The 26,809-nt window shown below is 33.5% G+C and carries 25 protein-coding genes; 17 read left to right on the top strand and 8 right to left on the bottom strand.

Annotation, left to right across the window (positions count from 1 at the left end; genetic code table 11):
- The first annotated feature begins 2 nt into the window (after window positions 1–2).
- The gene (locus KDE13_RS04190; protein ID WP_212142929.1) at window positions 3–776 is read left to right on the top strand and encodes an SPOR domain-containing protein; all 774 of its coding nucleotides are present in this window, start codon (window positions 3–5) and stop codon (window positions 774–776) included.
- A gap of 6 nt (window positions 777–782) precedes the next feature.
- Window positions 783–1,571 carry a shikimate dehydrogenase gene (locus tag KDE13_RS04195; RefSeq protein WP_212141379.1) on the top strand — a complete coding sequence of 263 codons (789 nt, stop codon included), beginning with the start codon at window positions 783–785 and terminating at the stop codon, window positions 1,569–1,571.
- Between the two features lie 103 nt (window positions 1,572–1,674).
- Here KDE13_RS04195 and KDE13_RS04200 read toward each other — a convergent pair whose 3' ends face one another.
- Window positions 1,675–2,733, bottom strand: coding sequence for a TRAP transporter substrate-binding protein (locus tag KDE13_RS04200; protein WP_212141378.1), 1,059 nt, complete (start codon window positions 2,731–2,733; stop codon window positions 1,675–1,677).
- Window positions 2,734–3,107: 374 nt separating this feature from the next.
- On the opposite strand from KDE13_RS04200, the gene KDE13_RS04205 reads away from it, so the two are divergent.
- The 4 genes from KDE13_RS04205 to pyk all read left to right on the top strand — a co-directional run bounded on the left by KDE13_RS04205 (window position 3,108) and on the right by pyk (window position 7,154).
- Entirely contained in the window at window positions 3,108–3,677 is a 570-nt protein-coding gene (locus KDE13_RS04205; RefSeq protein ID WP_212140746.1) for a DUF1104 domain-containing protein, read from the top strand.
- Window positions 3,678–3,794: 117 nt separating this feature from the next.
- Window positions 3,795–4,457, top strand: coding sequence for a response regulator transcription factor (locus KDE13_RS04210; RefSeq protein WP_212140747.1), 663 nt, complete (start codon window positions 3,795–3,797; stop codon window positions 4,455–4,457).
- On the top strand, window positions 4,450–5,640 hold the full coding sequence (locus tag KDE13_RS04215; protein WP_212141376.1) for a sensor histidine kinase: 1,191 nt from the start codon (window positions 4,450–4,452) through the stop codon (window positions 5,638–5,640). Before KDE13_RS04210 ends, KDE13_RS04215 begins: the two co-directional genes overlap by 8 nt.
- Window positions 5,641–5,690: 50 nt before the next feature.
- Window positions 5,691–7,154, top strand: a complete 1,464-nt coding sequence (pyk, locus tag KDE13_RS04220; RefSeq protein WP_212140749.1) for a pyruvate kinase — start codon at window positions 5,691–5,693, stop codon at window positions 7,152–7,154.
- 41 nt (window positions 7,155–7,195) lie between these two features.
- Here the strand turns inward: pyk and recR are convergent, their stop codons facing one another.
- The 3 genes from recR to KDE13_RS04235 are packed head-to-tail and all read right to left on the bottom strand — an operon-like array spanning window position 7,196 to window position 9,700.
- A complete protein-coding gene (gene recR, locus KDE13_RS04225) occupies window positions 7,196–7,768 on the bottom strand; it encodes a recombination mediator RecR (RefSeq protein WP_212142930.1) in 573 nt (190 codons plus the stop codon).
- A 7-nt stretch (window positions 7,769–7,775) separates the two neighbouring features.
- Window positions 7,776–9,032, bottom strand: a complete 1,257-nt coding sequence (locus KDE13_RS04230; protein ID WP_212140751.1) for an ArsS family sensor histidine kinase — start codon at window positions 9,030–9,032, stop codon at window positions 7,776–7,778.
- Window positions 9,029–9,700: a response regulator transcription factor gene (locus tag KDE13_RS04235; RefSeq protein WP_212140752.1), complete on the bottom strand. Its 672-nt coding sequence runs from the start codon at window positions 9,698–9,700 to the stop codon at window positions 9,029–9,031. The genes KDE13_RS04230 and KDE13_RS04235 overlap by 4 nt, the downstream gene beginning before the upstream one ends.
- 116 nt (window positions 9,701–9,816) lie before the next feature.
- On the opposite strand from KDE13_RS04235, the gene dnaJ reads away from it, so the two are divergent.
- A complete protein-coding gene (gene dnaJ / locus KDE13_RS04240) occupies window positions 9,817–10,923 on the top strand; it encodes a molecular chaperone DnaJ (protein WP_212142931.1) in 1,107 nt (368 codons plus the stop codon).
- A gap of 100 nt (window positions 10,924–11,023) precedes the next feature.
- On the opposite strand, the gene KDE13_RS04245 is transcribed toward dnaJ, so the two are convergent.
- From KDE13_RS04245 to KDE13_RS04260, 4 genes are read right to left on the bottom strand one after another with little or no spacing between them, the layout of a single operon-like run.
- Window positions 11,024–13,855, bottom strand: coding sequence for an ATP-binding response regulator (locus KDE13_RS04245; RefSeq protein WP_212142932.1), 2,832 nt, complete (start codon window positions 13,853–13,855; stop codon window positions 11,024–11,026).
- Window positions 13,856–13,857: 2 nt separating this feature from the next.
- Complete coding sequence (locus KDE13_RS04250; protein ID WP_212142933.1) at window positions 13,858–14,583, bottom strand: hypothetical protein; 726 nt, start codon at window positions 14,581–14,583, stop codon at window positions 13,858–13,860.
- Window positions 14,570–16,390: an excinuclease ABC subunit UvrC gene (uvrC, locus tag KDE13_RS04255; RefSeq protein ID WP_212143051.1), complete on the bottom strand. Its 1,821-nt coding sequence runs from the start codon at window positions 16,388–16,390 to the stop codon at window positions 14,570–14,572. The genes KDE13_RS04250 and uvrC overlap by 14 nt, the downstream gene beginning before the upstream one ends.
- Window positions 16,377–16,844, bottom strand: a complete 468-nt coding sequence (locus KDE13_RS04260; protein ID WP_212140756.1) for a hypothetical protein — start codon at window positions 16,842–16,844, stop codon at window positions 16,377–16,379. The genes uvrC and KDE13_RS04260 overlap by 14 nt, the downstream gene beginning before the upstream one ends.
- Window positions 16,845–17,053: 209 nt before the next feature.
- Here KDE13_RS04260 and nhaD point away from each other — a divergent pair, with 209 nt between their 5' ends.
- The 10 genes from nhaD to KDE13_RS04305 all read left to right on the top strand — a co-directional run bounded on the left by nhaD (window position 17,054) and on the right by KDE13_RS04305 (window position 26,809).
- The gene (gene nhaD / locus KDE13_RS04265) at window positions 17,054–18,430 is read left to right on the top strand and encodes a sodium:proton antiporter NhaD (protein WP_212140978.1); all 1,377 of its coding nucleotides are present in this window, start codon (window positions 17,054–17,056) and stop codon (window positions 18,428–18,430) included.
- A complete protein-coding gene (guaA, locus tag KDE13_RS04270) occupies window positions 18,430–19,965 on the top strand; it encodes a glutamine-hydrolyzing GMP synthase (RefSeq protein WP_212141371.1) in 1,536 nt (511 codons plus the stop codon). Before nhaD ends, guaA begins: the two co-directional genes overlap by 1 nt.
- A gap of 736 nt (window positions 19,966–20,701) precedes the next feature.
- Window positions 20,702–20,899: a hypothetical protein gene (locus KDE13_RS04275; protein ID WP_212142934.1), complete on the top strand. Its 198-nt coding sequence runs from the start codon at window positions 20,702–20,704 to the stop codon at window positions 20,897–20,899.
- 209 nt (window positions 20,900–21,108) lie between these two features.
- Window positions 21,109–21,267, top strand: a complete 159-nt coding sequence (locus KDE13_RS04280; protein ID WP_212142935.1) for a helix-turn-helix domain-containing protein — start codon at window positions 21,109–21,111, stop codon at window positions 21,265–21,267.
- 204 nt (window positions 21,268–21,471) lie between these two features.
- Complete coding sequence (locus KDE13_RS04285) at window positions 21,472–23,466, top strand: HsdM family class I SAM-dependent methyltransferase (protein WP_229204361.1); 1,995 nt, start codon at window positions 21,472–21,474, stop codon at window positions 23,464–23,466.
- Window positions 23,447–24,556 carry a restriction endonuclease subunit S gene (locus KDE13_RS04290; protein WP_212142936.1) on the top strand — a complete coding sequence of 370 codons (1,110 nt, stop codon included), beginning with the start codon at window positions 23,447–23,449 and terminating at the stop codon, window positions 24,554–24,556. Before KDE13_RS04285 ends, KDE13_RS04290 begins: the two co-directional genes overlap by 20 nt.
- The gene (locus KDE13_RS04295; protein WP_212142937.1) at window positions 24,556–24,879 is read left to right on the top strand and encodes a restriction endonuclease subunit S; all 324 of its coding nucleotides are present in this window, start codon (window positions 24,556–24,558) and stop codon (window positions 24,877–24,879) included. The genes KDE13_RS04290 and KDE13_RS04295 overlap by 1 nt, the downstream gene beginning before the upstream one ends.
- 62 nt (window positions 24,880–24,941) lie before the next feature.
- Entirely contained in the window at window positions 24,942–25,064 is a 123-nt protein-coding gene (locus tag KDE13_RS09650) for a hypothetical protein (RefSeq protein ID WP_267873703.1), read from the top strand.
- Window positions 25,065–25,079: 15 nt separating this feature from the next.
- On the top strand, window positions 25,080–26,003 hold the full coding sequence (locus KDE13_RS04300) for a DUF4268 domain-containing protein (RefSeq protein ID WP_212142938.1): 924 nt from the start codon (window positions 25,080–25,082) through the stop codon (window positions 26,001–26,003).
- Window positions 26,004–26,308: 305 nt separating this feature from the next.
- Window positions 26,309–26,809 (top strand): DNA-deoxyinosine glycosylase, encoded by a 501-nt coding sequence (locus KDE13_RS04305; RefSeq protein ID WP_212141367.1) that lies wholly within the window; start codon window positions 26,309–26,311, stop codon window positions 26,807–26,809.

Genomic DNA, 26,809 nt, shown 5'->3' on the forward strand with positions numbered 1-26,809 from the left:
TGATGGAAGAAAATGAATTAAAAGATATATTGCTTGATAGAGATGACGAGAACAAAAGTGCAAAGCTTAAAAAGCTTTTGATGTTTGTTGCTGCCTTAGTTGTGTTATTTTTAGTGATAGTCATTACGATGAAGCTTATAAATTCAGATGATACACCGCAAAATCAAGCTGAGATAGATTCAAGGCTTGTTTTACCACCTATGCCACAACAGGCACAAACGCAAGATATCATTAGTAACGAGAAAAAGAACGATGATCAGTTGTTTGAGCAAGTGCCTATAGAGCCAGCTGATAAGTCAAAAGATGACTTTGAAGATATGATAAAAAAGCTCAAAGATAAAGAGAACAATAAGACAAAAGTCAAAGATTCTATGATAGTTTCAAAACCAGAATCAAAAGATGAGCCAAAAACAGAGATAAAAGAGCAAAGTAAGGCAGAGCCAAAAGAACAACCAAGGGTAGCAGATAAAAAAGAGCAGAGTAAACCAGCTATGCAAAAATCAACACCAAAGGTTGAGACGCCAAAAGTAGTGACTAACGTTAGAAGCAATGTTAGCGTTGGTGCATACGTGCAGGTATTTGCAACTGGTAAATTTAATCCAAATGCATCTTATATTAAACAACTTGGAGCAAAGGGTTATAGCTATAAAACACTAAAAGTAGGCGAGATAACTAAAATTTTAGTGGGTCCTCTTAGTGGCAACAACTTAAGCTCTACTCTTAGCGATATTCGAAAAGATGTCAATAAAGATGCCTTTATATACAGGCATAAGTAGGACGTAGTGAGAATTTTTGCACTCTTTGGCGACCCAGTAGCACACTCTATATCTCCAAGGCTTCATAATAAAGCCTTGCAAGATATGGGGCTTGATGGTGTTTATACTCGTGTATTGTTAAAAGATGGTAGTGAGCTGGTTAATAAATTTAAAAGCCTTGGATTAAGTGGTGCAAATGTAACCGTGCCACATAAAGAGTGGGCGTTATGCTTAGCAGATGAGGCATCTCCTATCGTTATAAAATCAGGTGCTGCAAATACTTTGGTGTTTAAAAATGATAAAATTTATGCCTATAACACAGACGCACCTGGCTTTTTAAGAGCGATACAGCCGTTTGGTACTTTAAAAACAGCTCTTATTATCGGTGCTGGTGGCACGGCTAAGGCATTGGCTTATGTATTAAAAGACGCTGGCGTAGAAGTCGAAATTTTAAACCGAAGTAAAGAGCGTTTGGTGGACTTTGAGAGTGAGTTTGCGTGTTTTAGTTGGGATAGTTATAACTCAAAAGGCTATGATTTAGTCATAAACTCAACTTCTGCTGGATTAAAAGATGATACGCTCTGTGCTCCACTTGAGCTTTTAGACCCAACGCTTAAGTTGTCAGATTTTGCCTTTGATGTTATATATAATCGTGCCACGCCATTTTTAAGCTTAGCCCACAAACACAATCTAACTTGCAAAAACGGTGCTGATATGCTTTTGTTTCAAGCGGTTTTGGCACTAAATTTATTTTATAATTCAACTCTTGATGAGAGCAGGATAGAGCGATCTATGCGTAAAGTTTTTAAGCTTTAAGTATACTAATAAGCAGATTTAGTAAACCTAAATTTATAAATTATACAATTTGCTGAAAATCAAAATTGCACCGCTAAAGTAACGGTGCAATAAGGTTTAATTGTTACTCACTTGTGTTTTGTATATATGCAAAGTCTGAGATCTTGCTCCACTCTCTGGCTTTTTTCAAAAATGCTCTTTGAGACTCAACTATCTCTTTAAACAATGGATCTTTCTTGCTTTGCTCATCTAGTAGCTCATTTGTAGCCTTTTTAAGTGCAGCGATGACATCAGGAGTAAACGACTTGACCTCAATATCTGCAAACTCACTCTTCATTTTTGCCCAATACTCAGTATTTTCAAAAAATGCCTTTCTTCTTACATCTTGTGAAATTTGTGCTGCTGCAGCTTCAAATATCGCTTGAAGATCAGTTGGTAGCTTCTCGTAAGCTTTTTTATTTACGAAAAATTGCGTTTCACCATTTGGCTCTTGCCAACCAGTGTAGTAAAATTTAGCCACTTTATGAAATCCAAGTGCCATATCATAGGCTGGACTCACCCATTCAACCGCATCTATCGTCCCCATCTCAAGTGCCATATATAATTCACCTGTCGGTATGGTATTTATATTTGCTCCAAGTTTAGCATAAATTTCACCGCCAAAGCCTGGTATGCGTATCTTTAAGCCTTTTAGATCATCTACGTTTTTTATCTCTTTTTTAAACCAACCACCCATCTGCATACCGGTATTCCCAGCATTAAACACTTTGATATTATGCGAATCAAAGACTTTTGCCTCAAGCTCTTTACCACCACCAAATTTATACCACGCTTGTTGCTCATCCGTATTTAACATAAAAGGCACCGCCGTAAAAAACATCGTCTTTGCATCCTTGCCTTTGTAGTAATAACTCGCTGTATAGCCGATATCATACTGACCTGTTTTAGTAAAGTCAAGCATCGCAAACGGCGACTTGTGTTTTGATGGATAGTCTATACGAAGCTCTATGCGTCCGTTGCTCATACGTTCTAGCACCTCTTTAAATCGCTTAGGTACCTCGCCAAGTATGGGCATCGTGCTATCCCATGAACTAGCCAGTTTTAGCTTATACACCTTGCCTTCATCGCCAAATGCAAGTGAAGCAAATAACATAGTAGCCACTAGTATTAAAATTTTTTTCATTTTTACTCCTTTAAATTTTGAAATATTATACTATTTCAAAATACAAATTTAAAAGATAATGGGCTATTAATCGTTTCAAATTTAATACTAATGTGTAAATTTTATAGCTTTAACTTTTATTTCACAAAAATTTATTAAAATGCCAATATGTTTTTACATAAAAGTAGGTAAATAGTTACGATATACCTATGGAGTGTGAGATTGATGGGCAAGTTTAGAGGGATTTTGATGATAGGATTATCTCTTTAAGCAATAAAGAAGCTCGTTAGTTATAGCTTGATCGCAGGGTTAATGTGGTATTCACGGACGCGGTGATATAAGCTATAAAGTAAGAAAATTTTAAGTAAAATAACAATTATTTTAAAGGAGAAAAGATGTTTTTAAGTAAAACAAAAGTGGCAGTGTTTAGTATTTTGGTGGCATCAAGCCTATTTGCAGTGTCTATAAAAGATAGCACAAACGCTGAGCTTTCAGGTATGATAGCAAATGCTGATGCAAAGACGCTTAGTGAAATTTCATTAGAGATGCATAAACGTGCTGGAAAGTTGCAGTCTGAAGCGATGGATATAAAAGATGATTTTCGTGATGCAATGCATAAAAAAATATCATCAATGAGCGATACGGAGCGTAGTAAATTTATGGATGAATATAAAGGTCTTATGCGTGATAAGATGGATAGTTTAAGTGTTAAAGAGGCTCGTTCTATGGATATAATGGGCGATATAATGGGTGAAAAACATGGTTGCTCTGCTAAAATGAAAGATAAAAATAGCTCTAATAAATCTAGCATGTGTGGTAGCAAGAGTGATAATAAGGGCATGATGAGTAAAAAATCTGATGATAAAAAAGGTGGCTGTGGCTGTTCTAAAGGTGGACATGCAGGACATTCTGACGCCGATAAAGTTGATAATAAGAGTGATAAACACGTAGGACATACACATTAATTAAAGCTTAAAGCCTTGGCACACGCTAGGGCTTTTATAAAAAATATATTATAAATTTATCAAAAATTTTTTTGCAAAATGATTTTAACAAAATAAATTTTAAATCAAAGGCAATTTGTGAATAAAATTTTAATTGTTGAAGATGAAGCTATGTTACTTGATATGATGACATCTTATCTAAAGAGTGAAAAATACGATGTTATCGGCACTAAAAGCTACAATGAGGCTTTAAATTTAGCGTATGAAAATAACTTTGATCTTTGGATATTTGACGTTAAGATTATCGGTGGGAGCGGTTTTGGTTTACTTCGTGAGCTAAGAGAAGCTGGGAGAGGCACACCTTGTATATTTACAACTTCGCTAAATACAATAAAAGACGTCCAAGATGGCTTTTTAAGTGGCTGTGATGACTATATCAAAAAACCCTTTGAGCTTAAAGAGCTACTTTTGCGGGTTAATAACATCCTTAAACGCACCTTTATACATAATGTAAATGAGCGTGAGATTTTAGGTGGTGGGCTTAGCTTTGATATGAAACAAAATGTTTTATTTAACGGAGAAAATAGTGTAGCGATGCCTAAAAAACAAGCAAAACTACTCGCTCTTTTGCTAAAAAATCGTGATAAATTTATAAGTCGTGATGAAATTTATAGTGAAATTTGGGAGTATTCTGAGAGTCCAAGTGAGCTAAGTTTGCGTGTTTATATCGCTGAGTTGCGTAAAATTTTAGGTAAAGAACGCATCGTGAGTGCTTCAAAACTAGGCTACAAATATGCTTAATCGCCACCATATTTTGCCGATATTTTTGTTATATTTTTTGACAAGTATTGCATTTTTGGGTTTTTTTGGCACTCTGTTTTATGAGCGTGGTAAAAATTTTATAATGGAAAAAGATGCCTTTGAGCTAAGAGAGATAAGGCGTGATTTGCAGATGAGATTACATGAAAATGGTATTTTATCAAAAGATGATTTTGCTGAGCTAAATGCCTATGCTTTAAATTTAAAAACAGGTGAAGTTATCAAAAACGATTTTACACCAAACAAAAATACACGTAGATATGTTGAGAATGACGATATAATAGAGCAATTTGTTCTGTATAGACCGCATCATATGATGGGTGGTAAAATGAGTCATATGTCAGGGCAAAGAAGTGGCAAAGATGGTGGAAGTGAGTATATGATTGCTATAAAGCGTGGAGTGCAAAATGAGAAGCTTTTTACGCTAAAAATGCAAATTTTAGCCGTCTCTGCTATTATTTTAGCAGTTATTTTAATAATTGCATATTTCATCATCCGCCTTTCACTTCGTCCGCTTTATGAAAAGGTTGAATTTTTAGACGGATTTTTACGCGATACGACTCACGAGATAAATACGCCACTTAGTGTGATACTAATGAGCGTGGAGTTGTTTGAAGGTGATCCTAAAAAATACCTTAATAATATAAAGACTGCTGCAAATACGCTATCAAATTTACACAGCGATCTAGTGGCACTTAAATTCAATCAGACCGTAAACGATAAAAATGAAGCCATAAATTTAGCCGATATGCTTGATGAGCGGATTGAGTATTTTAGCTTATCAATGGAGCAAAAAAAGATAAGCTTAAATACCAGCTTAGATGATATTTATATAAAAGCTTCAAAAACAAAGTTACAAAAGATTATTGATAACTTACTAAACAATGCTGTAAAATACTGCAATGAAGGCGGTGAAATCAGTATAAATTTAGATAAAAACGAACTAATCATCGCAAATAGTGGAGATATGATTGCAAGTGAAAATTTAGATAAAATTTTTGATCTATACACTCGCTTTGATAGTCAAAATGGTGGCTTTGGCGTGGGACTTCATATCGTTAAAAAATACTGCGATGAACAAGAGATTAAAATCTCTTGTCAATCTGATGCAAGTAAAACGCGATTTCATCTTACATTTGATAATATTTTAGAAACTCAAAAATAACTAATAAAAAATAAAATATGCTATAATCGTGAAAAATTAAAAGGATAAGTATGCAAAAAAAGACAAAGATAGTGGCTACTCTTGGGCCAGCAAGCGATAATGAAAACACGATAGAGCAGATGGTTAGAGCTGGAGTTAATGTATTTCGCTTAAATTTCAGCCACGGAACACATGAATATCACAAGTCAAATATAGATAAAATCCGCAACGTTGAGGCTAGGCTTGGTGTTCGTATCGGCATACTTCAAGATATATGTGGCCCAAAAATTCGTATAGGAAAGCTACAAAGTCCGTTTGAGCTAAACGCTGGCGATAGGCTTGACATTTGTGCTGATGAGATAATTGGCGAAAAAGTAGGCGAAAAGCACTATAAAGTGAGCCTAAATCAGCCACAAATCCTACCCATGCTAAAAAGTGGCGAATATGTCTATTTATATGATGGCTCCATACGTGCTAAGGTCATACAAAGTGGCAAGAGTGTGGTGCAAACGTATATAGAAAATAATGGAGTGCTAAACTCAAACAAGGGCGTAAATTTCCCAAATACACGTATTGGCATAGATGTCATTACGCAAAAAGATAGAGTAGATATGGAGTTTGGTGCTAAAAATGGAGTAAATTTCGTAGCTATTAGCTTTGTGCAAAATGCACAAGACGTGCTAAAGGCGAAATCAATCTTAAAAGAGCTTGGCTCACGTGCGAACGTGATATCAAAGATAGAGAAATTTGATGCAGTTGAAAATATTGATGAGATTATTGCAGTAAGCGATGGTGTGATGGTTGCACGTGGCGATCTTGGTATAGAGGTGCCATTTTACAAAGTGCCAACTATCCAAAAGCTCATCATCAAAAAAGCAAATGCAGCTAGCAAACCAGTAATAACCGCAACGCAGATGATGTTAAGCATGGCAGAGCATGAGACAGCTACAAGAGCTGAGATAAGTGATGTTGCAAATGCTGTGCTAGATGGTACTGACGCCGTTATGCTAAGCGAAGAGAGTGCAATAGGCAAAAATCCTGCTGCAGTTGTTGAGGCTATGAGTCAAACAATCATACAAACTCAACAGATATATCCTTATAATAAATTTGATGAATTTGAGTTTTTAGATGAGACCGATATGGTCGCTTCAAGTGCAGCATCTCTTGCAGTACGCATAAAGGCTGATGGCATACTTTCTATAACAGGCTCAGGTAAGTCAGCGATTAAATTAGCTCGTAACCGTACGGCTATAAACATTATTGCTATCGCACACGATGAGCAGACAGCCCACTCGCTCACACTTGCTTGGGGTGTTACTCCGGCACTTGTGGTTGAGAAAAGCAAGCTCAATATCCTAATGGCAAATGTTATAAAAGAGGCTTTTGATAATGGCTATGTAACGCACGATAAGACATATCTTATAACAGCTGGTTATCCAACAGGTGTTGAGGGTAGCACAAACCTTATAAGGATAATCAGAAAAGATCAACTTGATTACTACCTTGAAGCGGCAAGGTCTGTAAATTTAGTTTAATATATTTATAAAATTTAAAGTATGTAGGCGAATAAATTCGCCTATGCCTTTGTTCTACTCTCGTAAGCTTTTAAAAGCGATAGCATATCTACATTTTCTAGGCTTACGCCGGTTGGAACACCTTGTGCGATCTTGCTAAATTTAAGCCCACTAAGAGTGAGCTTGTCTTCTACATAGAGCATAAGAGCATCTGAGTTTAGCCCTGGCGTGAAAGCAAATATTATCTCGTTTGCACTATTTAATTCTATTAAATTTTTAAGTCTAGCTATCGCACGATCATCTATGTCATCAAGCACAAAGTAAATTCCATTATAAATTCCATTTTGCTCAAACACTAAAATATCTTTTGGAGTTTCTACAATTATTATCTTGCTTGTATCGCGACTCGTATCCGCACAGATGTCGCAAATTTCATTTTCACTTAGTCCACCACATCTTTCGCATCGTTTTAGACATCGCACTGCATCTTCTATGCACTGAGCTAGTTTAAGACCGCTAAATGTATCTTGCAAACTCACAAAATATGCAAAACGTGCAGCTGATTTTTTTCCTACACCTGGAAGTTTACTAAATGCATCAACTAATTCGTTAAATTTCTCTAAATTTTTCTTCATCTTTTGGTTATTTTGTTACTATAGTATTTTTTGGCATAACTATTTTAAAACAGTGGTATCCATTTTCATATGAGTATTTAAGCTCAAATTTTTGCATAGCACAAATTTGCTCTATAATGTAAAGCCCAAGTCCCATACCACTACTGCTATTTTTGTCACCTCTAACAAATGCCTGTTTATAATAGCTAATCGGATGAGATAACTCTTTGCCTAAATTTTTTATAATTATTGCGTTATTATCGCAGATAAGCTCAGCTTTTTTATCATCTGAATATTTTAAAGCATTATCTATTAAATTTTTAATTGCCAAACTAAAAAGCTGAAAATCCACTCGCAATATCACATCATCTTTGATATCTACGCTCACTCGCTCTTCAAATTTATCAAGCATTAGCATATCTTGCACTTGCTCTAAAATAAGTGAAAAATGATACTCTTCGTAGTTTAACGCATAGCTTTTTGAGAGAAGTTGCTCGACTTTGCTAAATTCATTTATAAGCATTTCAAGTCGTTCAAATACATTTATGAGGCGTGTTTTTTGTGTCTCATTTTGTATCATCTCAGAGACTATGCGACCCTTGCCGATAGGGGTTTTTAGCTCGTGCATTATCGCTCGTAAAAATAGCTGACGTGAGCGGATTAGATCGCGTATTTGACAAACAGCATTATCAAATTCTGCTGCGACTTGCCCTATCTCATCTTGTGCTTTTATGTTTGTAATGTTGCATATCGCTACGTCCATATTTCCAGATGCAAAACGTTTTATATCCTTGCTTAGTTTTCGCAGTGGAAATAAATTCCTAAGTACAGAGACATAAAGAGAGATAAGTAGTGCCGAAACGATAAAAAATGCTATCCAGATCGGATCATTTATATGTCTTGCTTCGTTGCTTTCTAACAAAAGCTGGAAAGATGGATTTTTAATAAGCAGATAAAGATCATCTTTGTATTTTAGCGATTGTACAAGCCCAAGTGGTGTGCTATGAGCAAATACTGAATTACCCTCATTTACAACTGATGTTGCTAAGTTTTTATTGCCAACATATTCAAGATTAAAATTTTTAAAATAATCGCCTAAATCACGCGGAGGATTTGCTCTTTCATAGAGTGTTAGAAGGTAGTTTATAGCACTAATTTGCTTATCGCGAAGTCGTTCAAGAGCGTTATCTCTTTGAATGCCTGCAAACGTTAAAAATAGCAGACAAACAAGAGAGAACGCTATTGAAAATATGATAGTTATCTTTGTGGTGATCGAGTATCTCATCCTAGTAGTTTATATCCGATGCCACGTACTGAAAATATATGTTTTGGTGATTTTGAGTTATCACCGATCTTTGTGCGAAGTCGCCCGATGATAACATCAAGGCTTTTTGAATCTTTGTCTTTTAGGCTTTTGCAGTTATAAACTAGCTGTTCGCGTGAGACTGAAAAGCTATGTTGCTTTATAAGATATGTCAAAATTTCATATTCAGCTGGCGTCAGCGTTAGTGCTTCATTGTTAAAATAAATTTCGTGACGCTTATCGTCTATTCTAAATGCACTATCTACGATCTCTTCAGTCGCTTCGTTTGTCTTTTTGTATCTGCGGATAAGACTTGTAATACGTGCATACATCTCTTTTGGATCGTAAGGTTTTGGCAAGTAATCATCTGCACCAAGTTGAAGCCCCACGACCTTATCACTAATGTCTGAACGTGCCGAGCTTATAATGATAGGTATGTCGTATTTTTGACGAATTTCTTTGCAAACTTCAAGACCATCAATGCCCGGCAAAGTAAGATCTAAAATAAGTAGGTCGTAATTTTTTACACCTGCACTTAGTCCAAGATATGGATCTTCAAAGTTTGTAACTTTTATATTAAAATCGCTTAAGTATTCAGATAAAATTTGTGCGAATTCTGTATCATCTTCAATCATTAAAACATTAATCATTTTCATCCTTTTTGTTTAATTTTCTCTATTATACGCGAAAAAATTAAATTTTTCTCTAAAATTTATAAAATATAGGGTAAAATCACAAATTTAAAATAATAAAAATGGGAAAAGTAATGGAAGTTGATTATTATGAAGTGTTAGAAATTTCAAGGGATGCTAGTGGTGATGAGATTAAAAAGGCTTTTAGAAAATTAGCATTAAAATACCATCCTGATAGAAATGCTGGAGATAAAGAAGCTGAGAATAAATTTAAACTTGTTAATGAGGCTTATCAGGTGCTAAGTGATGATAATAAACGCTCTATATATGACAGATATGGTAAGGAAGGACTGAACGGATCGTCTGGATTTGGTGGATTTAGTAGTGATTTTGACATATCTGATATGTTTAGTTCATTTTTTAGCGATTTTGGTGGCAGAAGCAATAGACGACGTCGTGCAGATAAGTATCCTATAGATCTTGAAGTAGCTATAACGATTGAGTTTAATGAGGCTATCTTTGGCTGCGAAAAAGAGATAAAATACAAACAAAAAACTCCATGCGAAAATTGCCATGGTACAGGTAGCAAAGACGGTAAAACTCATACTTGCAAATATTGTAACGGAACAGGTAAAATTTCACGTAGTAGTGGCTTTATGAGTGTTATACAAGAGTGCCCGTATTGTAACGGTACTGGAGAAAGCATAAGCGAAAAGTGTGGCGAATGTGGTGGAGATGGATTTAAAGAGGTTGATCAAAGTATAAAGATAAGTCTGCCAGAGGGTATAGATAATGGTATGCGTATGCGTGTAGCTGGTAAAGGCAACATTAGTCCAAAAGGTGATATGGGCGATCTTTATGTGAGTGTAAATGTAAAAGAAGATGAGTATTTTATAAGACACAATAGTGATATTTATATAGAGGTTCCGGTGTTTTTCACTCAGGCTATACTTGGCGAGAGTATCGAGATACCAACGCTTCGTGGCAAAACAGAGCTAAAACTTCCGATAGGAGCAAAAGATAAACAGCAGTTTATATTTGATGGTGAAGGTGTTAAACAGATAAATTCAAAGCGTATAGGACGGCTTATCGCACAGATCTCTATACAAACACCACAAAAACTCACAGATGAGCAAACAGAACTTATAAAAAAGCTTCAAGATAGTTTTGAGATTAAAAGTGGCAAAAGTGTAGGCGAGGATGAAAGTGTATTTGATAAGATAAAAAGCTGGTTTAAGTGACTTATGACTTATAAAATTTATTAAAAGCAAATGCAGGATAATTAGCAGATATGTGTTAATTAAGAGCTGATTTTTATTTAAAATTTTTATTTTTTATAGCTCATACCCCCCCCCCATTTAGCTCACGTTTTATCACCTCTGCGAGTTGGACTTTGCTAATATGCGTTGATAGTATCTTTATATATGGCTTAGTACTTAGCTCTTTTATAGGTTTGTCGTTAAATACGAAAATTTGTGTATCAACGTCGAAATTTTTTCTTAAATTTTCCACCGCATCTATCAAGCTTTGTGCATCAAATCCAAGTGTGTTGGCATCGATGAGTATTATACCAAAAGGTGTATTTTCTATCTTGTTGATTAGATCAAATAGATCGTTTGCTGTAGTTAAATTTTCTTTAAAATCACTTAAAGCAGCAGCAAAAATTTTATTTTCTACGCTATTTTTCTTACATAATAAAATTTTATTATTTTTATTAAACATAGCCTCTTTTTTGATAAAATTATAAATATTAGGTATAAATTTTTGCAGTATCTCACGCAAGATCGTTGCATTAAATGGCTTTTTGATATATCCATCAAAATTTGAAATTATCTCATCTTTTGATAGCTCACTAGTGTTTGAAGTCATTCCTATTATAGGTGCAGTGCTATTTTGGTTTATTGCTTTTACGTTATTGTATCTTGTGACAAATTCTGAAATACCGCCACTAAAATTTTGTGTATCTATAAAAATAAGGTCAAAAAATGAGTGTTTACCAGAGTTTATAAACTCATCGTAGTTGTTTTTAAGTGTTAGATCTACATTGTAGGGCTTAAACGAATATTCTATCATTTTAAGTACAACTGAATTTGGCTCGTATACGAGGATTTGTGGTCTTGTTAGAGTAAATTTTTGTAGTGATTTTACGACAAATTTTTTGAGTAAATTTTGAGATACATTTATAGGAGTTAGCGGATCTTTTATCGTTACTAAATTTTTTATATCGCTTGGGATGTTTTTACTCTCTCTTATAAATATAATATCGTATTTATCGAGATTTGTAGCAGTTTTTACATTTGGTATCATCTCGTAATCTATCTCAAAATCATCTAAAATTTGAGCGAAAAATTTATTGTATTCGGAGTTATGATCGTTGATAAGGCCTATTTTTAGATCTTTATCGTGGTTAAATATCTCTAAACGATTTTTACTTTTTAGTTTTAAGATAAAGTTAAATTTATTTCTCGTGTTTTGTATGTTGTTTATAGAGAGTTTGGAGTCCATCATCTTTAGGAACATATTTATGCTTTTAAGCCAAAATGTCATACTCTCGTTCATATTTTCTTTATTTATTGGATTTGTTTCGCTTGTAACGCTTATGTTGAGATTGACGATGTCGTTTGAAAGCTGGTTGGCTAAGGTTTTTATCGTGACTATGACATTTGAGTATGGATTGCATTCGCTGATGGCAATAGATAGTAAATTTGAGACTATCGTCATTATCTTAGACTCATCTCCTTCAAGCCAAGTATTTAACTTAGGATCGATGAATGTGATGTAATTTATCTGCTTTTGTGTTACTTCATTCATTTTTGATTCAAGCACACTAGCAAAGAGTGTTTGTGGATTGAAATTTGTTATATTTAAGCTTAAATCTGTATTTTCTATATTTAAAATATTTTTTATATTTTCAAATACTAAGTATGAGATATTGCTATTTTCTTCGATAATATTTATCGCTCTCATTTGCTCTGATGATATACACGTTTTGCGTAAAAATTCAAGGCTTTGTATATTGTTTTTATATTTTTTCTCTTGAGATTTGCTTAGATTCATCAGATATTCTGATTTTATTTTATTAAACAGATCTGCTTTTTTAAACTCATCATTTAAATTTTCGTATGAGATGATAAAATTTTCTAGAGTTTTACTCGGATCTATTTGGATTTTAGTTTCGGGTATATCTTTTATACGGATTATACTTTTTTTGATATTATCTAGGATTAGTAGTTTCTCTTTTAGTTTAAATATAGCCAAGATAAGGGCTAATGCGATGATAAAAGCTATTATAAATTCAGAATGAACTTTTGAGTATGTGTATGTTGTCTCTTTTACGAGTTTGTTTTCTATAGTGTTTGAGATGTCAAGAAGTAAGAGAAATTTTTCACGTTCAAGCATATCAAGCTTTGTTATATCATCTTTTGTTATCTCATAGCTTTCAAGTGCTATAAATTTGGATCGCAAGATATCGATATTTCTAAAAATCTCTAAATTTTTTGGCAAATTTATAGTCTCGTTTATCTGCCTTCTTAACTCAATATTTGGCAACAAAAATGTTCTAAATGGGCTAAAATTTAATAATAATAGCTTTCTTCTTATGCTATCTTTGTTTAGTTTAGCGTCATTTTGCAATACAGACACAAGATAGCTTCGTGCAGAGTTAGTCTTATCAAGCATATCATAAAGATTTAATAAAACAGACAGGTATAGCTTTGTTTGATTGTCTATTTTTCTTCCTTTATAGTAGACATAGTTTTCTACTATGGAGTTATTTATACGATCATACAAACTGAAAAATATTGATAAAAATTTAAGCTGTTCTTCTAAGATATTTTTCCTTACATAGTTTATGCTTGAGATAAGCTCATTTGTACTAGTTGAGGTATATTCTAAATTTGATAACATATTTGATATGGCTTTATCGGTTAGCTCTTGCTTTATTTTTAAATTTAATGTATTTTGCTCGGAGCTATCTTTGATGTATTCTAAAGATGCTTCACGCTCACTAGATAGGGCTTTCATTACATCTTTGAGTTTGAGCTGTTTGTCTATTGCATTATTTAGTTGTCTTAAATTTATAGCCTCGTCTAGTAAGTCGTAGGTTATTAGGCTGCATAGGATTATAGCTGCTACAATTGATACTAAAAGTTTATAGTCATTTATCCATTTCATCTTTATGCTTTTCTTTGATTTTTATCTATTAGCTTACCCAAGCTATCTAAACATTCGCTGATACTTATGATGTAGCCACCTATTTCAGTACTTTGCGTCTTTTGTATAGCTTCATAAATTTTAACAAGTGGTGTTACGCGTAAATTTATCGTTGGCTCTTTTAATAGATTAATGATATTTGTTATTTTTAGTTCATCTTGTGCTATAACGGCGTTTTGAAGAGATGGCATATTTTGATTGATGTTTTTTACAAGTAGCGTTAGATACGATAAGAAGTCATCTTGGCTTAAATTTAAAAACTTACACGTTTGTTTAAACCATTGATCATTAAGGCTTGATACTCTCATCTCTTGTGAGCTTTGGTTATTTAAATTTTGTAATAGTGGTAGGCGTAAATTTAAAAAATTTCTATCTATTGGGCTGTTTTGCACTAAAATTTCAAGCTTAAACGCCTCTTTTTTCTGTGGTAAATTTATAGTTTCAGCTTTTGCTAAAACACTCAAAGAGTTGCCATTTTTTGTATTTAGGTTTAATATCCTGCTCTTTCCGGCACAGTTAAGTATATCACGCACGAGTGGCAGAGCATTGCTATTTTTAATAAAATTTTCTTGCATCTCGTCTATATCGTTATGGGTATTTAAAAACTCATCAACGTTTTGAAACTCTAAAATTTCAAGAACTTTATCACTCATACCAACGATCTTGCAATTGTTATCATAAACAATCACTTTTATCCTTTAAATTTGCTAGTTTTTCTGCTACGCTTTTATTTGTTAGCTTTGCAATCTCATCTAAATTTGCTTGATAGATTTTATCAAAACTTCCATAAAAACTTATTAATTTTGCGATACTTCCTGAACTTATCCCAACATTTGTGAGTTTCGAGCTTTGCAAATCATCTTTTTGCCGTGTCTTTCTGTGAAACGTGATAACAAATCTATGGCTCTCATCACGCAGTTTTTGTAAAAATTGTAGCTTTTTATCATCAGTATTTAGGCTAAATTTACCGTTTTGAGTATAAATTTTATCTTTTGCAGCACCCTTTGCTCGGTGAGCTTTAGCGTCTATTTTTTCCTTTGAGATAGCTATAATATCCACGTTTGCACCGCTACTTGCTAAAATTTCTTTTGCTAAGTTTAGCAATGCTTCTCCGCCATCTATAACCCATAGATCAGGCGGTGCTAGTTTATCAAACCGCAAAGCTCTTGCAGTTAGATTCTCACGCATTTGTTCATAGTCATTTTTACTCTGTAAGTGCAAATGTCGGTAGCCTTGCTTGTCCCACTCGCCATGTGCGTAACGCACCATAGCTCCAACACTAGCCTCGCCAAATAGATGTGAATTATCAAAAGCTTCAATGATATAAGGTGTGTTTGAAAGTCCAAAATACTCACGGATTTGTTCTAAAAAGGCATTATCGTGAGTGCTTAGATATTTCTTTATACTCACACTTGCATTTTTTGCAGCAATCTCACAAATTTTACGTTTTTCACCTATTTTTGGCGTTGATATACTAAATTTTCTCTCATGTCGTTCATTTAAAATCTGCTCTAAAAGCTCGGCGTCTTCAAAGTCTGCGTAAGTATAAATTTTTGTAGTAACGATAGGTTGATCGGCTAAAAAACTCTCCAATATAATGTGCTTGTATGCCTCGTCTATCTCACTTTTATCGCTATCTTTTACACCTACGATATTAGTCTTTACCCCATTTATCTTACCATTTTGTATGCTAAAACGAACTGCACAGAGCATATTTGACTCACTCACGACCGCATAAGCCTCAAAGTCTTCTAATCTTGCTAGATCAACTTCTATTTTTGTCTGCATATTTTTAAGCTTCTCTATCTTATCTCGCATAGTAGCAGCTTGTTCGTAGTTTTCAGCCTTTGCATAGCTTAGCATTAAATTTGTGAGCCGATCGAGCAATAAATTTGGATTTTGCAGAGCGTTTGTGGCAGCATTTACTATTTTAGCGTAGTTCTCTTTTGAAATTTTGCCTTCACAAGGTGCATCGCAACGCCCCATTTGGTGAAACAAACAGGCTTTTTTACCTTTTATACAAGATTTTTTTTGAACTAAGTTAAAATTTATATAAATCGCTTCAAGTAGCTCGCTCGCTCCACTAAAATATGGCCCATAATAGCGGATATTTGAGCCTTTAACTATCTTGCGAGTGATCTCAAAACGCGGATAATCATCATTTAAATTTATAAATATATATGGATAGGTCTTATCATCCCTTAGTAAGATATTATATTTTGGCTTGAGCTGTTTTATTAACGAATTTTCAAGTATCAAAGCATCGGCTTCGCTTGGTGTTACGATATATTCAAGGTGAGTTGTCTCGCTTATCATCTTAGCTATTCGTGGGCTTATTTTGTCTGATGGTGCAAAGTGCGGGGTAAATTTAAAATAGCTTTTTACTCTATTTTTTAGCACCTTTGCCTTACCGACATAAAGTAGCTTATTTGAGTTATCAAAATACTGATATACACCACTCTCGCTTGGTAGAGTCTTTATCTCATCTAATAGCATCAAATCGCTCGTTTCTACGTTTTAATATCTCACGAAGCTCTTCAAATTTGGTATAAAACTCGCTATCTTTGCATAAATTTATAAACTCACCCTTACTTTTTGGGCGATATATTGTGCGATAATGCTCTTGTTCTTTAAATTTAAGCAACTTTGTAACGAAAAATTTAATCTCTTTAATATGTGTAAAAATGCTATCTTTGCGTGATGAGATGATTGTTTTTAATAAGCCTTTTATCATAAATATACTACTATCACGTTTTAGTTCAGACAGACCCAAAGGGTGCTTTAATGCAAAAAATAGCGTGTTTTCTCTCACATAGCAAAAGGCTATTAAATTTTGATGAGCCTTTGGAAAAAGCGATACAAGCTCATGACACTCGTTTGCTCTGCGTAAATTTTTACTAAGTAAAGGATAATCATATATATGTTCTATAATGGTTTTAGCGTCTTTCATAAGGTGATTTTATCATTTTTTGTATTAATTTTTGTTTCAATATTTCTAAATGGTTGCGGATATAAGGACGACCCATTTTATGGGGATGTCCCAAGTAAAGAGCATAGAAAGACTGAAAAAATAAATAGAATTTAAATAATTAATCTTATATAAAATTTAGTGCTTTTTAAATAAAATAGAAAAATTTTAAAATTACAAGGAGATATATGATGAAAATTTTAAGCTTACTTACTTTTATGTTTGCTCTGGCTTTTGGCAGTGCAGATGTTAGTAGTAGTGCAGAGCATATCGATCTAAGCACAACTTGGGTTGGAATATTATGCTTTATAGTGTTTTTAGTTGGCTATTATTTTATAGCAGCTGAAGAAAAATACCATATAAACAAAGCTAAACCAGCGATGTTTATAGGGACATTAATGTTTATGCTTACGGGTATTTATATGGTGATAAATGGCATACCAACTACCTCTTTAAACAATGAAGTGAATCACCTTATTTTAGAGATAGCACAGATAGTATTTTTCTTAACCGTTGCGATGACTTATATAGAAGCACTCATCGATAGAGATGTATTTAACACACTTAAATACAACCTTGTTTCAAAGGGCTACTCATACAAAAAGTTATTTTGGCTGACTGGTGTTATCGCATTTTTTCTTAGCCCGATCGCTGATAATCTTACAACTGCACTTATCCTTTCAACCGTGCTTTTAACGATCGATAGAACAAATAAACCATTTTTAGTCGCAGGAGCTATAAATATAGTAGTCGCAGCAAATGCAGGTGGTGCGTGGAGTCCATTTGGTGATATTACTACGCTTATGGTTTGGGCTGCAGGTAAATCACCGTTTATAGACTTTTTAGCACTTTTCCCTACTTCTATCATTGGTTGGCTCTTAACTGCTTATCTATTATCACTAAGTGTACCAGATGGTAAACCAAATTTTGACGCTGAAAACGAGCCTAAATTTTTTATCAAAAAAGGTGGTAAGGTTATCATTTATCTTGGAATTTTTACGATCATTTGTGCGGTTTTAGGACATCAGTTATTTCACTTGCCAGCGATGTTTGGCATGATGTTTGGTATGTCTTTGCTAGGAGTTTATACATATATATTTAAAAGAACTCACAAAACAGAAGAGCCTATAAATTTATTTCATTTTATGTCAAAGATAGAAAATGATACGCTTATGTTTTTCTTTGGCATTCTCTCAGCTGTTGGTGCGTTACACTTTTTGGGATTTTTGGACTATCTTATCAGGCTTTATGATATATTTGGATTTACTAGCGTCAATATAGCTATCGGCTTTGTTTCAGCCATCGTTGATAATGTGCCAGTTATGTCAGCGGTTCTAAAATCAAATCCTAGTATGGGTATCGATGAGTGGTTGCTTGTTACACTCACAGCTGGTATCGGTGGCTCGATGATAAGCTTTGGTTCAGCAGCTGGTGTTGGCGTAATGGGTAAATTAAAAGGTATTTATACATTTGGTGCACATATGTCTCAAGCATGGAAAGTCGTTGCTGGTTACATAATATCACTTTTAGTTTGGTATATACAGTTTGAAATTTTAGGATGGTATTAATGAAAACAGCGGATATTATAGTTTTAGACTTTGGCTCTCAATACACTCAGCTCATCGCTCGTAAGATGCGAGAACAAGGGGTTTATGCAGAAATTTTACCATTTGATTCAAAGCTTGATGATATAAAAGCAAAGCAACCAAAAGGCATCGTGCTAAGTGGCGGACCAGCTAGTGTGTATGCAAAAGATGCATATTTTTGCGATAAGGGCGTGTTTGAGCTTGGGTTACCATTGCTTGGGATCTGCTATGGTATGCAGCTTTTGGCCCATCACTTTGGTGCGAGTGTAACGGCTGCAAATAAGAGCGAATATGGCAAAGCTAGACTTGAAGTGATAAAAGAGCATATTTTATTTGCTGATACGCCAAAGACACAAGTGGCTTGGATGAGTCACTCTGATGTGGTTGAAGAGCTCCCAAACGGTTTTGAAGCATTAGCTGTGAGTGAAAATTCGCCGTTTTGCATATTTGGCGATGATAGCCGTAAATTTTACGCACTTCAGTTTCACCCAGAAGTGCAGCACAGCGAGTTTGGCTCACAAATTTTAAAGAACTTCGCAAAATATATCTGCGGTTGTGAAAGCACTTGGAATATGGGAAGTTTTGCAAAAATGCAGATGGAACGTATAAAGGCACAGGTGGGTAATGATAAAGTCCTTTGTGCGGTTAGTGGTGGCGTAGATAGCTCAGTAGTTGCCGCACTTTTGGCACATTGTATAAAAGAAAATTTGATAGTTGTTTTTGTGGATAATGGTTTGCTTCGCACAAATGAGCGTCAGCAGGTAGAAAATACATTTAAAACAAAGCTTGGCGTTGATCTTATTGTAATAGATGCAAGTGAGCTATTTTTAAGCCGTCTTTCAGGAGTAACCGATCCAGAGAAAAAACGCAAAATCATCGGTGAAACTTTTATTGAGGTATTTGATAAAGAGGCTAAAAAACATAAAAATGTTAAATTCTTGGCTCAAGGCACACTTTATACTGACATTATTGAAAGCTCGGTCGTGGGTGCAAGTAAGACTATAAAGAGTCATCATAATGTAGGAGGTCTGCCTGAGTGGATGAAATTTGAACTCATTGAGCCACTAAGAGAAATTTTTAAAGATGAGGTTAGAGCTTTGGGGCTTGAACTTGGGCTTAGTCGTGATTTAGTTTTTCGCCATCCATTTCCAGGACCAGGACTTGCTATACGCATAATGGGTGAGGTAAATACGCCTAGCCTAGAGCTACTTCGCAAAGCTGATGTTATATTGCGTGATGAGCTAAAATCAAGTGGTTGGTATGATAAGACTTGGCAGGCGTTTTGTGTGCTTTTAAACGTCCATAGTGTCGGCGTGATGGGTGATAATCGCACATATGAGAATGCTGTATGTATCCGTGTTGTGGATGCCAGTGATGGTATGACAGCGAGTTTTTCACGTCTGCCATATGAGCTACTTGAAAATGTAAGCAAACGTATCATAAATGAGGTAAATGGCATAAATCGCGTAGTTTATGACATTAGCTCAAAACCGCCTGCAACGATAGAGTGGGAATAAGAGTATAAAAAACACAGAAATAGCTTAAAACAAGGTTTTTTAGCCTATTACAATGGTCGAATTGGGGCAAAATTTGGTAAAGATTTTAAAAAGGATAATCCCAATAATTGTCTAATTCTTCATCAGAGATTTCGCCATTATAGTGTTTTTCTCATTTCATCACATTTGATTAAAAAGTCATTAAATGAGGATTATGAGATAAAAGGGCAGTTGACCATCTTACATTATAATAAGTTCTTTCTGTGTTAGTTTTTTAAACAAGCAAATTTGTTTTAATTTCTTACCAGAGATCATTTCAGAACACTTATTTTTTAAAAATATTTTTTATACTTTACCATATTTTATGATTTAACACAACAAAAGTGTTCTGTATATATTTTTAAAAACTACTTTAATAAAATCTGATATTAAGACAAAATTTATAATCACTATTGACAGAATTAAAATGAACTATTTATAATAAAACTGAAACAGTTTATTTGTGAACTGAAAAGAATGTAAGTTTATTAAATTGATGTTCGTCCAATTTCAGCTATGGATGTAGAACTTTACAAAAAATCTGAAAGGAGGAAGGTGATGCAGAAAGTATTGCTTCGCTCCCAATATTTTAATCAAATTTAACTTGTTAGAAAGAACCATAATACCCCAGAAATTAAAGAAAATGAGAATCGAGTTATGAAAAATAGAGAAAGAATGAGCTTATAAAAATAAGACTTACAGAGAAAGAGAACAATTTTTGAAAAGAAAATGTGCCATGGAAGGTGATATTTATATTATTGATTTAGAACCGTTTAGAGATTTGAATAACTTGTTAGTGAAAGTATCTAATAATATAGGCCAAATAGTAAAGAGAGTAAATCAGATTGGAGTTATTTATAAAAATGATATTAAAAAAATGCAAGGAGAGATTGAAAATATTGCAAAAGAAATATGAGAGATACATTTCTTACTGACAAAGAGAACGAGAAACCTGAATAAATGACACGATAAAATTTAGAGGGCTGTTGATAAAAATATCAGCAGTTCTTTTGTTTTTTAGATAAAAAATTTATGTATTCGTGATATAATATTTTATGTTACATAGCATATAACAAAAAAGAAAAGAAGAGTATTTAAAAAACGTGAAAAAGAAGAAAAAAAGAATTGAAAGAAAAACTTGGTGAAAAAATAAAGTTAATTCGAGAAAATATAAGAATTAGTCAGCGAGAACTTGCAAGAAGGATTGATTTTTCAAATTCTAACTTGAAATATATTGAAGATGGAATAAATACTCCAAGTTTTGAAGTATATAAAAAATCATAGTAGAACTTCAACCTGATGAATATAATCATAAAGATATGGATTTTCTTTACTCAAAAATAAGAAAAACACCGTCACCTGATATATACATGAGTTAGTTATGAGAACTATGAATTATTTTATTCGATCACGAAAAATAAAATGAAAATAACACAACGAAAAGTGATGAAATGCAACAATTATTGAAAACTTTTTATAAAGAAAATTATGCAAGTATGGAGAAATAAAGCAATGGCTAAAAAGGAAATAGCGACCGATTTATGGGTTTACGATATGCTGAAAGAGATAGGGGTTTATAATGAATTTTCTGCACAAGGAAGCAATATAAAAGAAATAAACGAAGCTTTACAATCGGCATCAAAAAAAGGCACGGGGAAAGTAGGATTTCCAGAGTATGTTGGAGTTATTAAAGATTTTTTGATTGTTATAGAAGATAAAGCTAGTATAAGTAAACATATTAATAGAAACGAAAATGATTTGATAGCTGAAGATGTTAAGTCAATAACAGATTATGCTGTGAACGGGGCTTTGTTTTATGGAAAGCATTTAGCTAAAAATACAACCTACAAAAAAATTCTTGCTATCGGTGTGAGTGGTAATGAAAAAAATCACAGAATATCGCCCCTATTTATTGATGAAAGAGGTGGATATAAGGAACTTAATGATGTTGAGACGTTTATATCTTTTAGCCTTGATAACATAAATGAGTATTACGAAAGAGAAATTTTAGAAATCAAAACTAATGATGAGTTAAAGACGGAAGAGTTATTAAAAGTTGCACGCTCCCTTCATGAAGATTTAAGAAATTACGGAAATTTAGAAGATAAGAATAAGCCATTGATTGTTTCAGGAATTTTGCTTGCATTATCCGAAATAGAATATAAAAATTTTGATATTTCTGATTTGATAGGCGATCAAATAAGGACTGATGGTTCAAAGATATATAAGGCAATAGAAGATAACTTAAAAAGAGCTAATGTCAGTCCTGAAGTTAAAAGAGATAAGCTTCTTAACCAATTCAATATCATAAAAGATAACAATAAAATTAATGAAAAAAATTCCAATCTTGGAAAAACTCCACTTAGATATTTTACAGAGGTTTTATATAACAGCATCTTCACAAATATAAAATATAGTTCATCTACAGAAGATTATATCGGCAGATTTTATGGTGAATTTATGTCTTATTCTGGAGGAGATGGGCAGAGTTTAGGTATTATCTTAACTCCAAGACATATTACAGATCTGTTCTGTGAATTACTTGATATACAGCCAACAGATAAGGTTTTAGACCCTTGTTGTGGTACTGCTGGTTTTCTTATTGCTGCCATGCATCAGATGCTGTCAAAGACACAAGATGAAGCTGAACAGATGGAGATTAGAAAAAACAGACTGTTTGGTATTGAACTTCAAGATTATATGTTTACGATAGCGACGACAAATATGATTTTGCGTGGTGATGGAAAGAGCAATTTGGAAAACCAAGATTTCTTAGCACAAAATCCAAGTAAGATACAACTTAAAGGCTGTACAGTAGGAATGATGAATCCACCATATTCTCAAGGTTCTAAACAAAACCCTGAGTTATATGAGATAAACTTTGTAAATCATTTATTAGAAAGTTTAGTAAAAGGAGCTAAAGTTGCTGTGATTGTACCGCAATCGACTTTTACAGGAAAAACTAAGGATGAGCAGAATCTAAAGACAAAAATTTTAAGCAATCATACACTCGAAGGAGTTGTAACGCTTAATAAGAATACTTTTTATGGAGTAGGAACGAACCCTTGTATCGGTATTTTTACAGCAGGCATACCTCATAGCAAGACCAAGAAATCTAAATTTATAAATTTCGAAAATGACGGCTACGTTGTAAGTAAACATATAGGGCTAATTGATGACGGGAGTGCGAAGGACAAAAAGCAACACTTACTTGATGTATGGAACGATGAGATCGAAGCACCGACAAAATTTTGTGTAGAAACAACGGTAGAAGACACAGATGAGTGGTTGCACTCCTTTTATTATTTTAATGATGAAATTCCTAGTGATGAAGATTTTGAAAAGACTATTGCAGATTATTTAACTTTTGAAGTTAATATGATAACACATGGAAGAGGTTATTTATTTGGTATTGAAGAAAAAATAGCACAGATAGAAGACGATGTGTTAAAGGTTACAGAGGATGGTGCTGATTATGTATAAGTATCATTTAGAAGACGTGGAGTGGAGCGAATTTTCTATAAAGGATATTTTTAAAACGCACTTTGGTACAAATGGATTGCAAACACCTACTGGTAGCTACATTAAAAAGGAACTATTTAGTGAATCAAAATTACCTAGAATAACTGTAAGAGAAACAAATAATGGTATAGATAGTTTCGTACACTCAAGTGATAAAAAATTTAGGATTTTTGAAAATTTTATTAGTGTTTCATTTTTGGGTGGTGTTTTTTACCATCCATATAAAGCCTCTATTGATATGAAAGTACATGCATTAATACCCCGAAATTTTGAGTTGAATAGATATAATGCACAGTTTTTGATAAATGCAGTAAAAAATAATTTAATGTATTCTTCTTATGGTAATCAACTATCAAGTACAGATTTGCCAAGGGTAAAAGTTATGTTGCCTCTTGACGAAGAACAGAATCCGAATTGGCATTTTATGGAGGAATACATCAAAGAAAGAGAAAACAAGCAAAGGAACGACTTAAATGAATACTGCAAGAGCAGATTGCTCGATTTGGTTCTTTGTCCTGAAGTTTTAACAGATGTTGAATGGAGAGAGTTTTTTATGGGCGGCAATGATGGAATTTTTGATATAACAGCTACAAAAAGTGGCATTGATAAAAATAAATTAAACATCGAAAGCGGCAACGTTCCATATATAACTAGAAGTGAAATAGATAATGGAATAAATTTGTTTATTATCAATAAACAAAAAGAAAAATATAAACAAGATGAAGGAAATGCTATAACCATAGGTTTAGATACGCAAACTGTTTTTTATCAAAGTAATTCATTTTTTACCGGACAAAATATCCAAGTTTTACGCAATGAAAACCTAAATAAAAATAATGCAATGTTTATAATACCTTTGTTAAAAATTCAGATGCAGAAGTTTAATTGGGGTGGAAATGGTGCAACTCTTGGCAGGCTAAATAGGACAAAAATTGCTCTACCAATCGACCTAAACGGCGAGCCAAACTGGGCTTATATGGAAAATTTTATAAAAAATATAGAACAAAAACAGATAAAAAATATTCTAAAATATCTTGACGAATATATATAATGTTTAACCATTTTGATAAGGTTGATTGGAAAGAATTTTTCTTATCAGATATTTGTAATATTAACTCAGGTGTAAGATTGACAAAAGCAAATATGAAAGACGGGAATATACCATTTATTGGAGTGACAGTTTCAAACAATGGAATTACAAATTTTGTTTCAAACACGAATGCTTCATTTGATAAAAATGTGCTGGGTGTAAATTATAATGGTAGCGTTGTTGAAAGCTTCTATCACCCATATTCTTGTGTTTTTTCAGATGATGTAAAGCGAGTATCATTAAGGATAAACAAGGGCAAAATAAATACTGCTATATGTTCTTAAAACAAATGATACTGCAGCAGAAAGAAAAATATCGTTATGCTTATAAATTTAATGGCGATAGAATGGCAAGACAAAAGGTTATGATGCCGGTGAATGAATTAGGAAATATAGATTTTGAGCTTATGAATCGATATATTATCTCTAAAGAAATGAAAAATTTGATAGCAATATTGAAAGATATTTAAAGAGTGGTAAACAAATTGAAATTAGGAAAATTAGAAGAAGTTGATATTAAAGAACTCTGGAAGCATGAGCAATATGATTTTTCGGAATGGTTATCCAACGAAGAAAATATTGAAATACTAAGCGATGAAATAGGATTAACATTGACAGAGATAAATAAAGAAGTCTTTGTTGGTTCTTACCGTTGTGATTTAGTGGCAAAAGATGAAACCACAGGAATTAAAGTAATTATAGAAAATCAACTGGACGCTACCGACCATAACCATTTAGGCAAAATAATAACATATGCTTCCGGTTTAGATGCAAATGTTGTGATCTGGGTAGTTAAAGAAGCAAGAGAAGAACACAGAAGTGCAATAGAGTGGTTAAACAATAAGACAACTAAAGATATTTCGTTTTTTCTAATGGAAATTCGTGCATATAAGATTGGTGATTCTTTGCCCGCACCTAAATTTGTGATTATAGAGAAGCCTAATGATTTTGTAAAAATAGCAAATGTCAGTATAGATAGTGGAGAGTTAAGCAAAGCACAGGCTGAAAGATTGAATTTCTGGAATAGATTTAATGAAGTTTTAATTTTAAGAAATAAGCCATTTAATGTAAGAAAAGCCACAACAGATCATTGGTATGATGTTGCTCTTGGCACAAGCGAAGCACATATATCAATTACATTGGTAAATAAAACAAACAGTATAGGCATTGAAGTTTATATAAATGATAATAAGGAACTTTTCGATAAGTTATACTTGGAATCTAAAACAATACAAAATGAAATACGCTTTTGTATGGATTGGCAGAGATTAGATAATAAAAAAGCTTCTAGGATTATCTATTATATTGGCGGTTTAGATTTTGATAATCATGAAAACTATGATGAATTAATAAATGAAGTGATAGATAAAGTGATTGCTATTAAGGCTTCTTTTAAAAAACGCTTATAGTCGGAGGTTTTAAATGGGTAGATCAATAACCAACAAGAAAAGTATAGACTATAGATATTTTCATATGAAAGGCAAACGGAAAAGATAGGTTTTTAATTGGAATAAGACATGAGATTAAACACTGTAAAACAGATAGTATTATGGAGTAAAAGTTTCTAAACAGCACAAACGAAAAGCTTTTATTTTAAACGGCTTTATATGAAAAGAATATTAGAAAAAGAAGAGTGGGAGTAAGAGTGTATGTTAATGTATTTAAAGACAGGGAGCGATAGTTTGGTGTTTTGTCAGACTTGCTTAGATTTAAAATGAGCTTAATTCATCCATTTGAGCCGATATTTGATAAAAATTCTAAAGTTTTGATACTCGGCTCGTTTCCGTCTATTGTCTCTCGTGAGCAAGGATTTTACTATGCAAATGCACAAAATCGCTTTTGGCGTGTTTTGGCAAAAATTTTAAGGGCTGAGATCCCGCAAAACGTAGATCAAAAACGTAAGCTTTTATTAGCACATGGAGTTGCGATTTATGATGCTGCACTAAGTTGTAGTATAGATGGTTCAAGTGATGCGGCAATGACGCAGGTCGTGCCAGTAAATTTAGAGCCTATCTTTAAAACAGCAAATATAAAACAGGTCTTTGCAAATGGCGGTAAGGCATATGAAATTTGTCTTAAATTTTTAGCAAAAGATATAAAAAACGCGACTCAAAATAGTGTGATAAAGCTACTATCAACAAGTCCTGCAAATGCTAAATTTAGACTTGATGATTTGGTACGTGAGTGGAGTATCGTGCGTGGATATTTGGAGTGA

The organism is Campylobacter anatolicus (assembly GCF_018145655.1).
In the GTDB taxonomy this organism is placed as follows: Bacteria; Campylobacterota; Campylobacteria; order Campylobacterales; family Campylobacteraceae; genus Campylobacter_A; species Campylobacter_A anatolicus.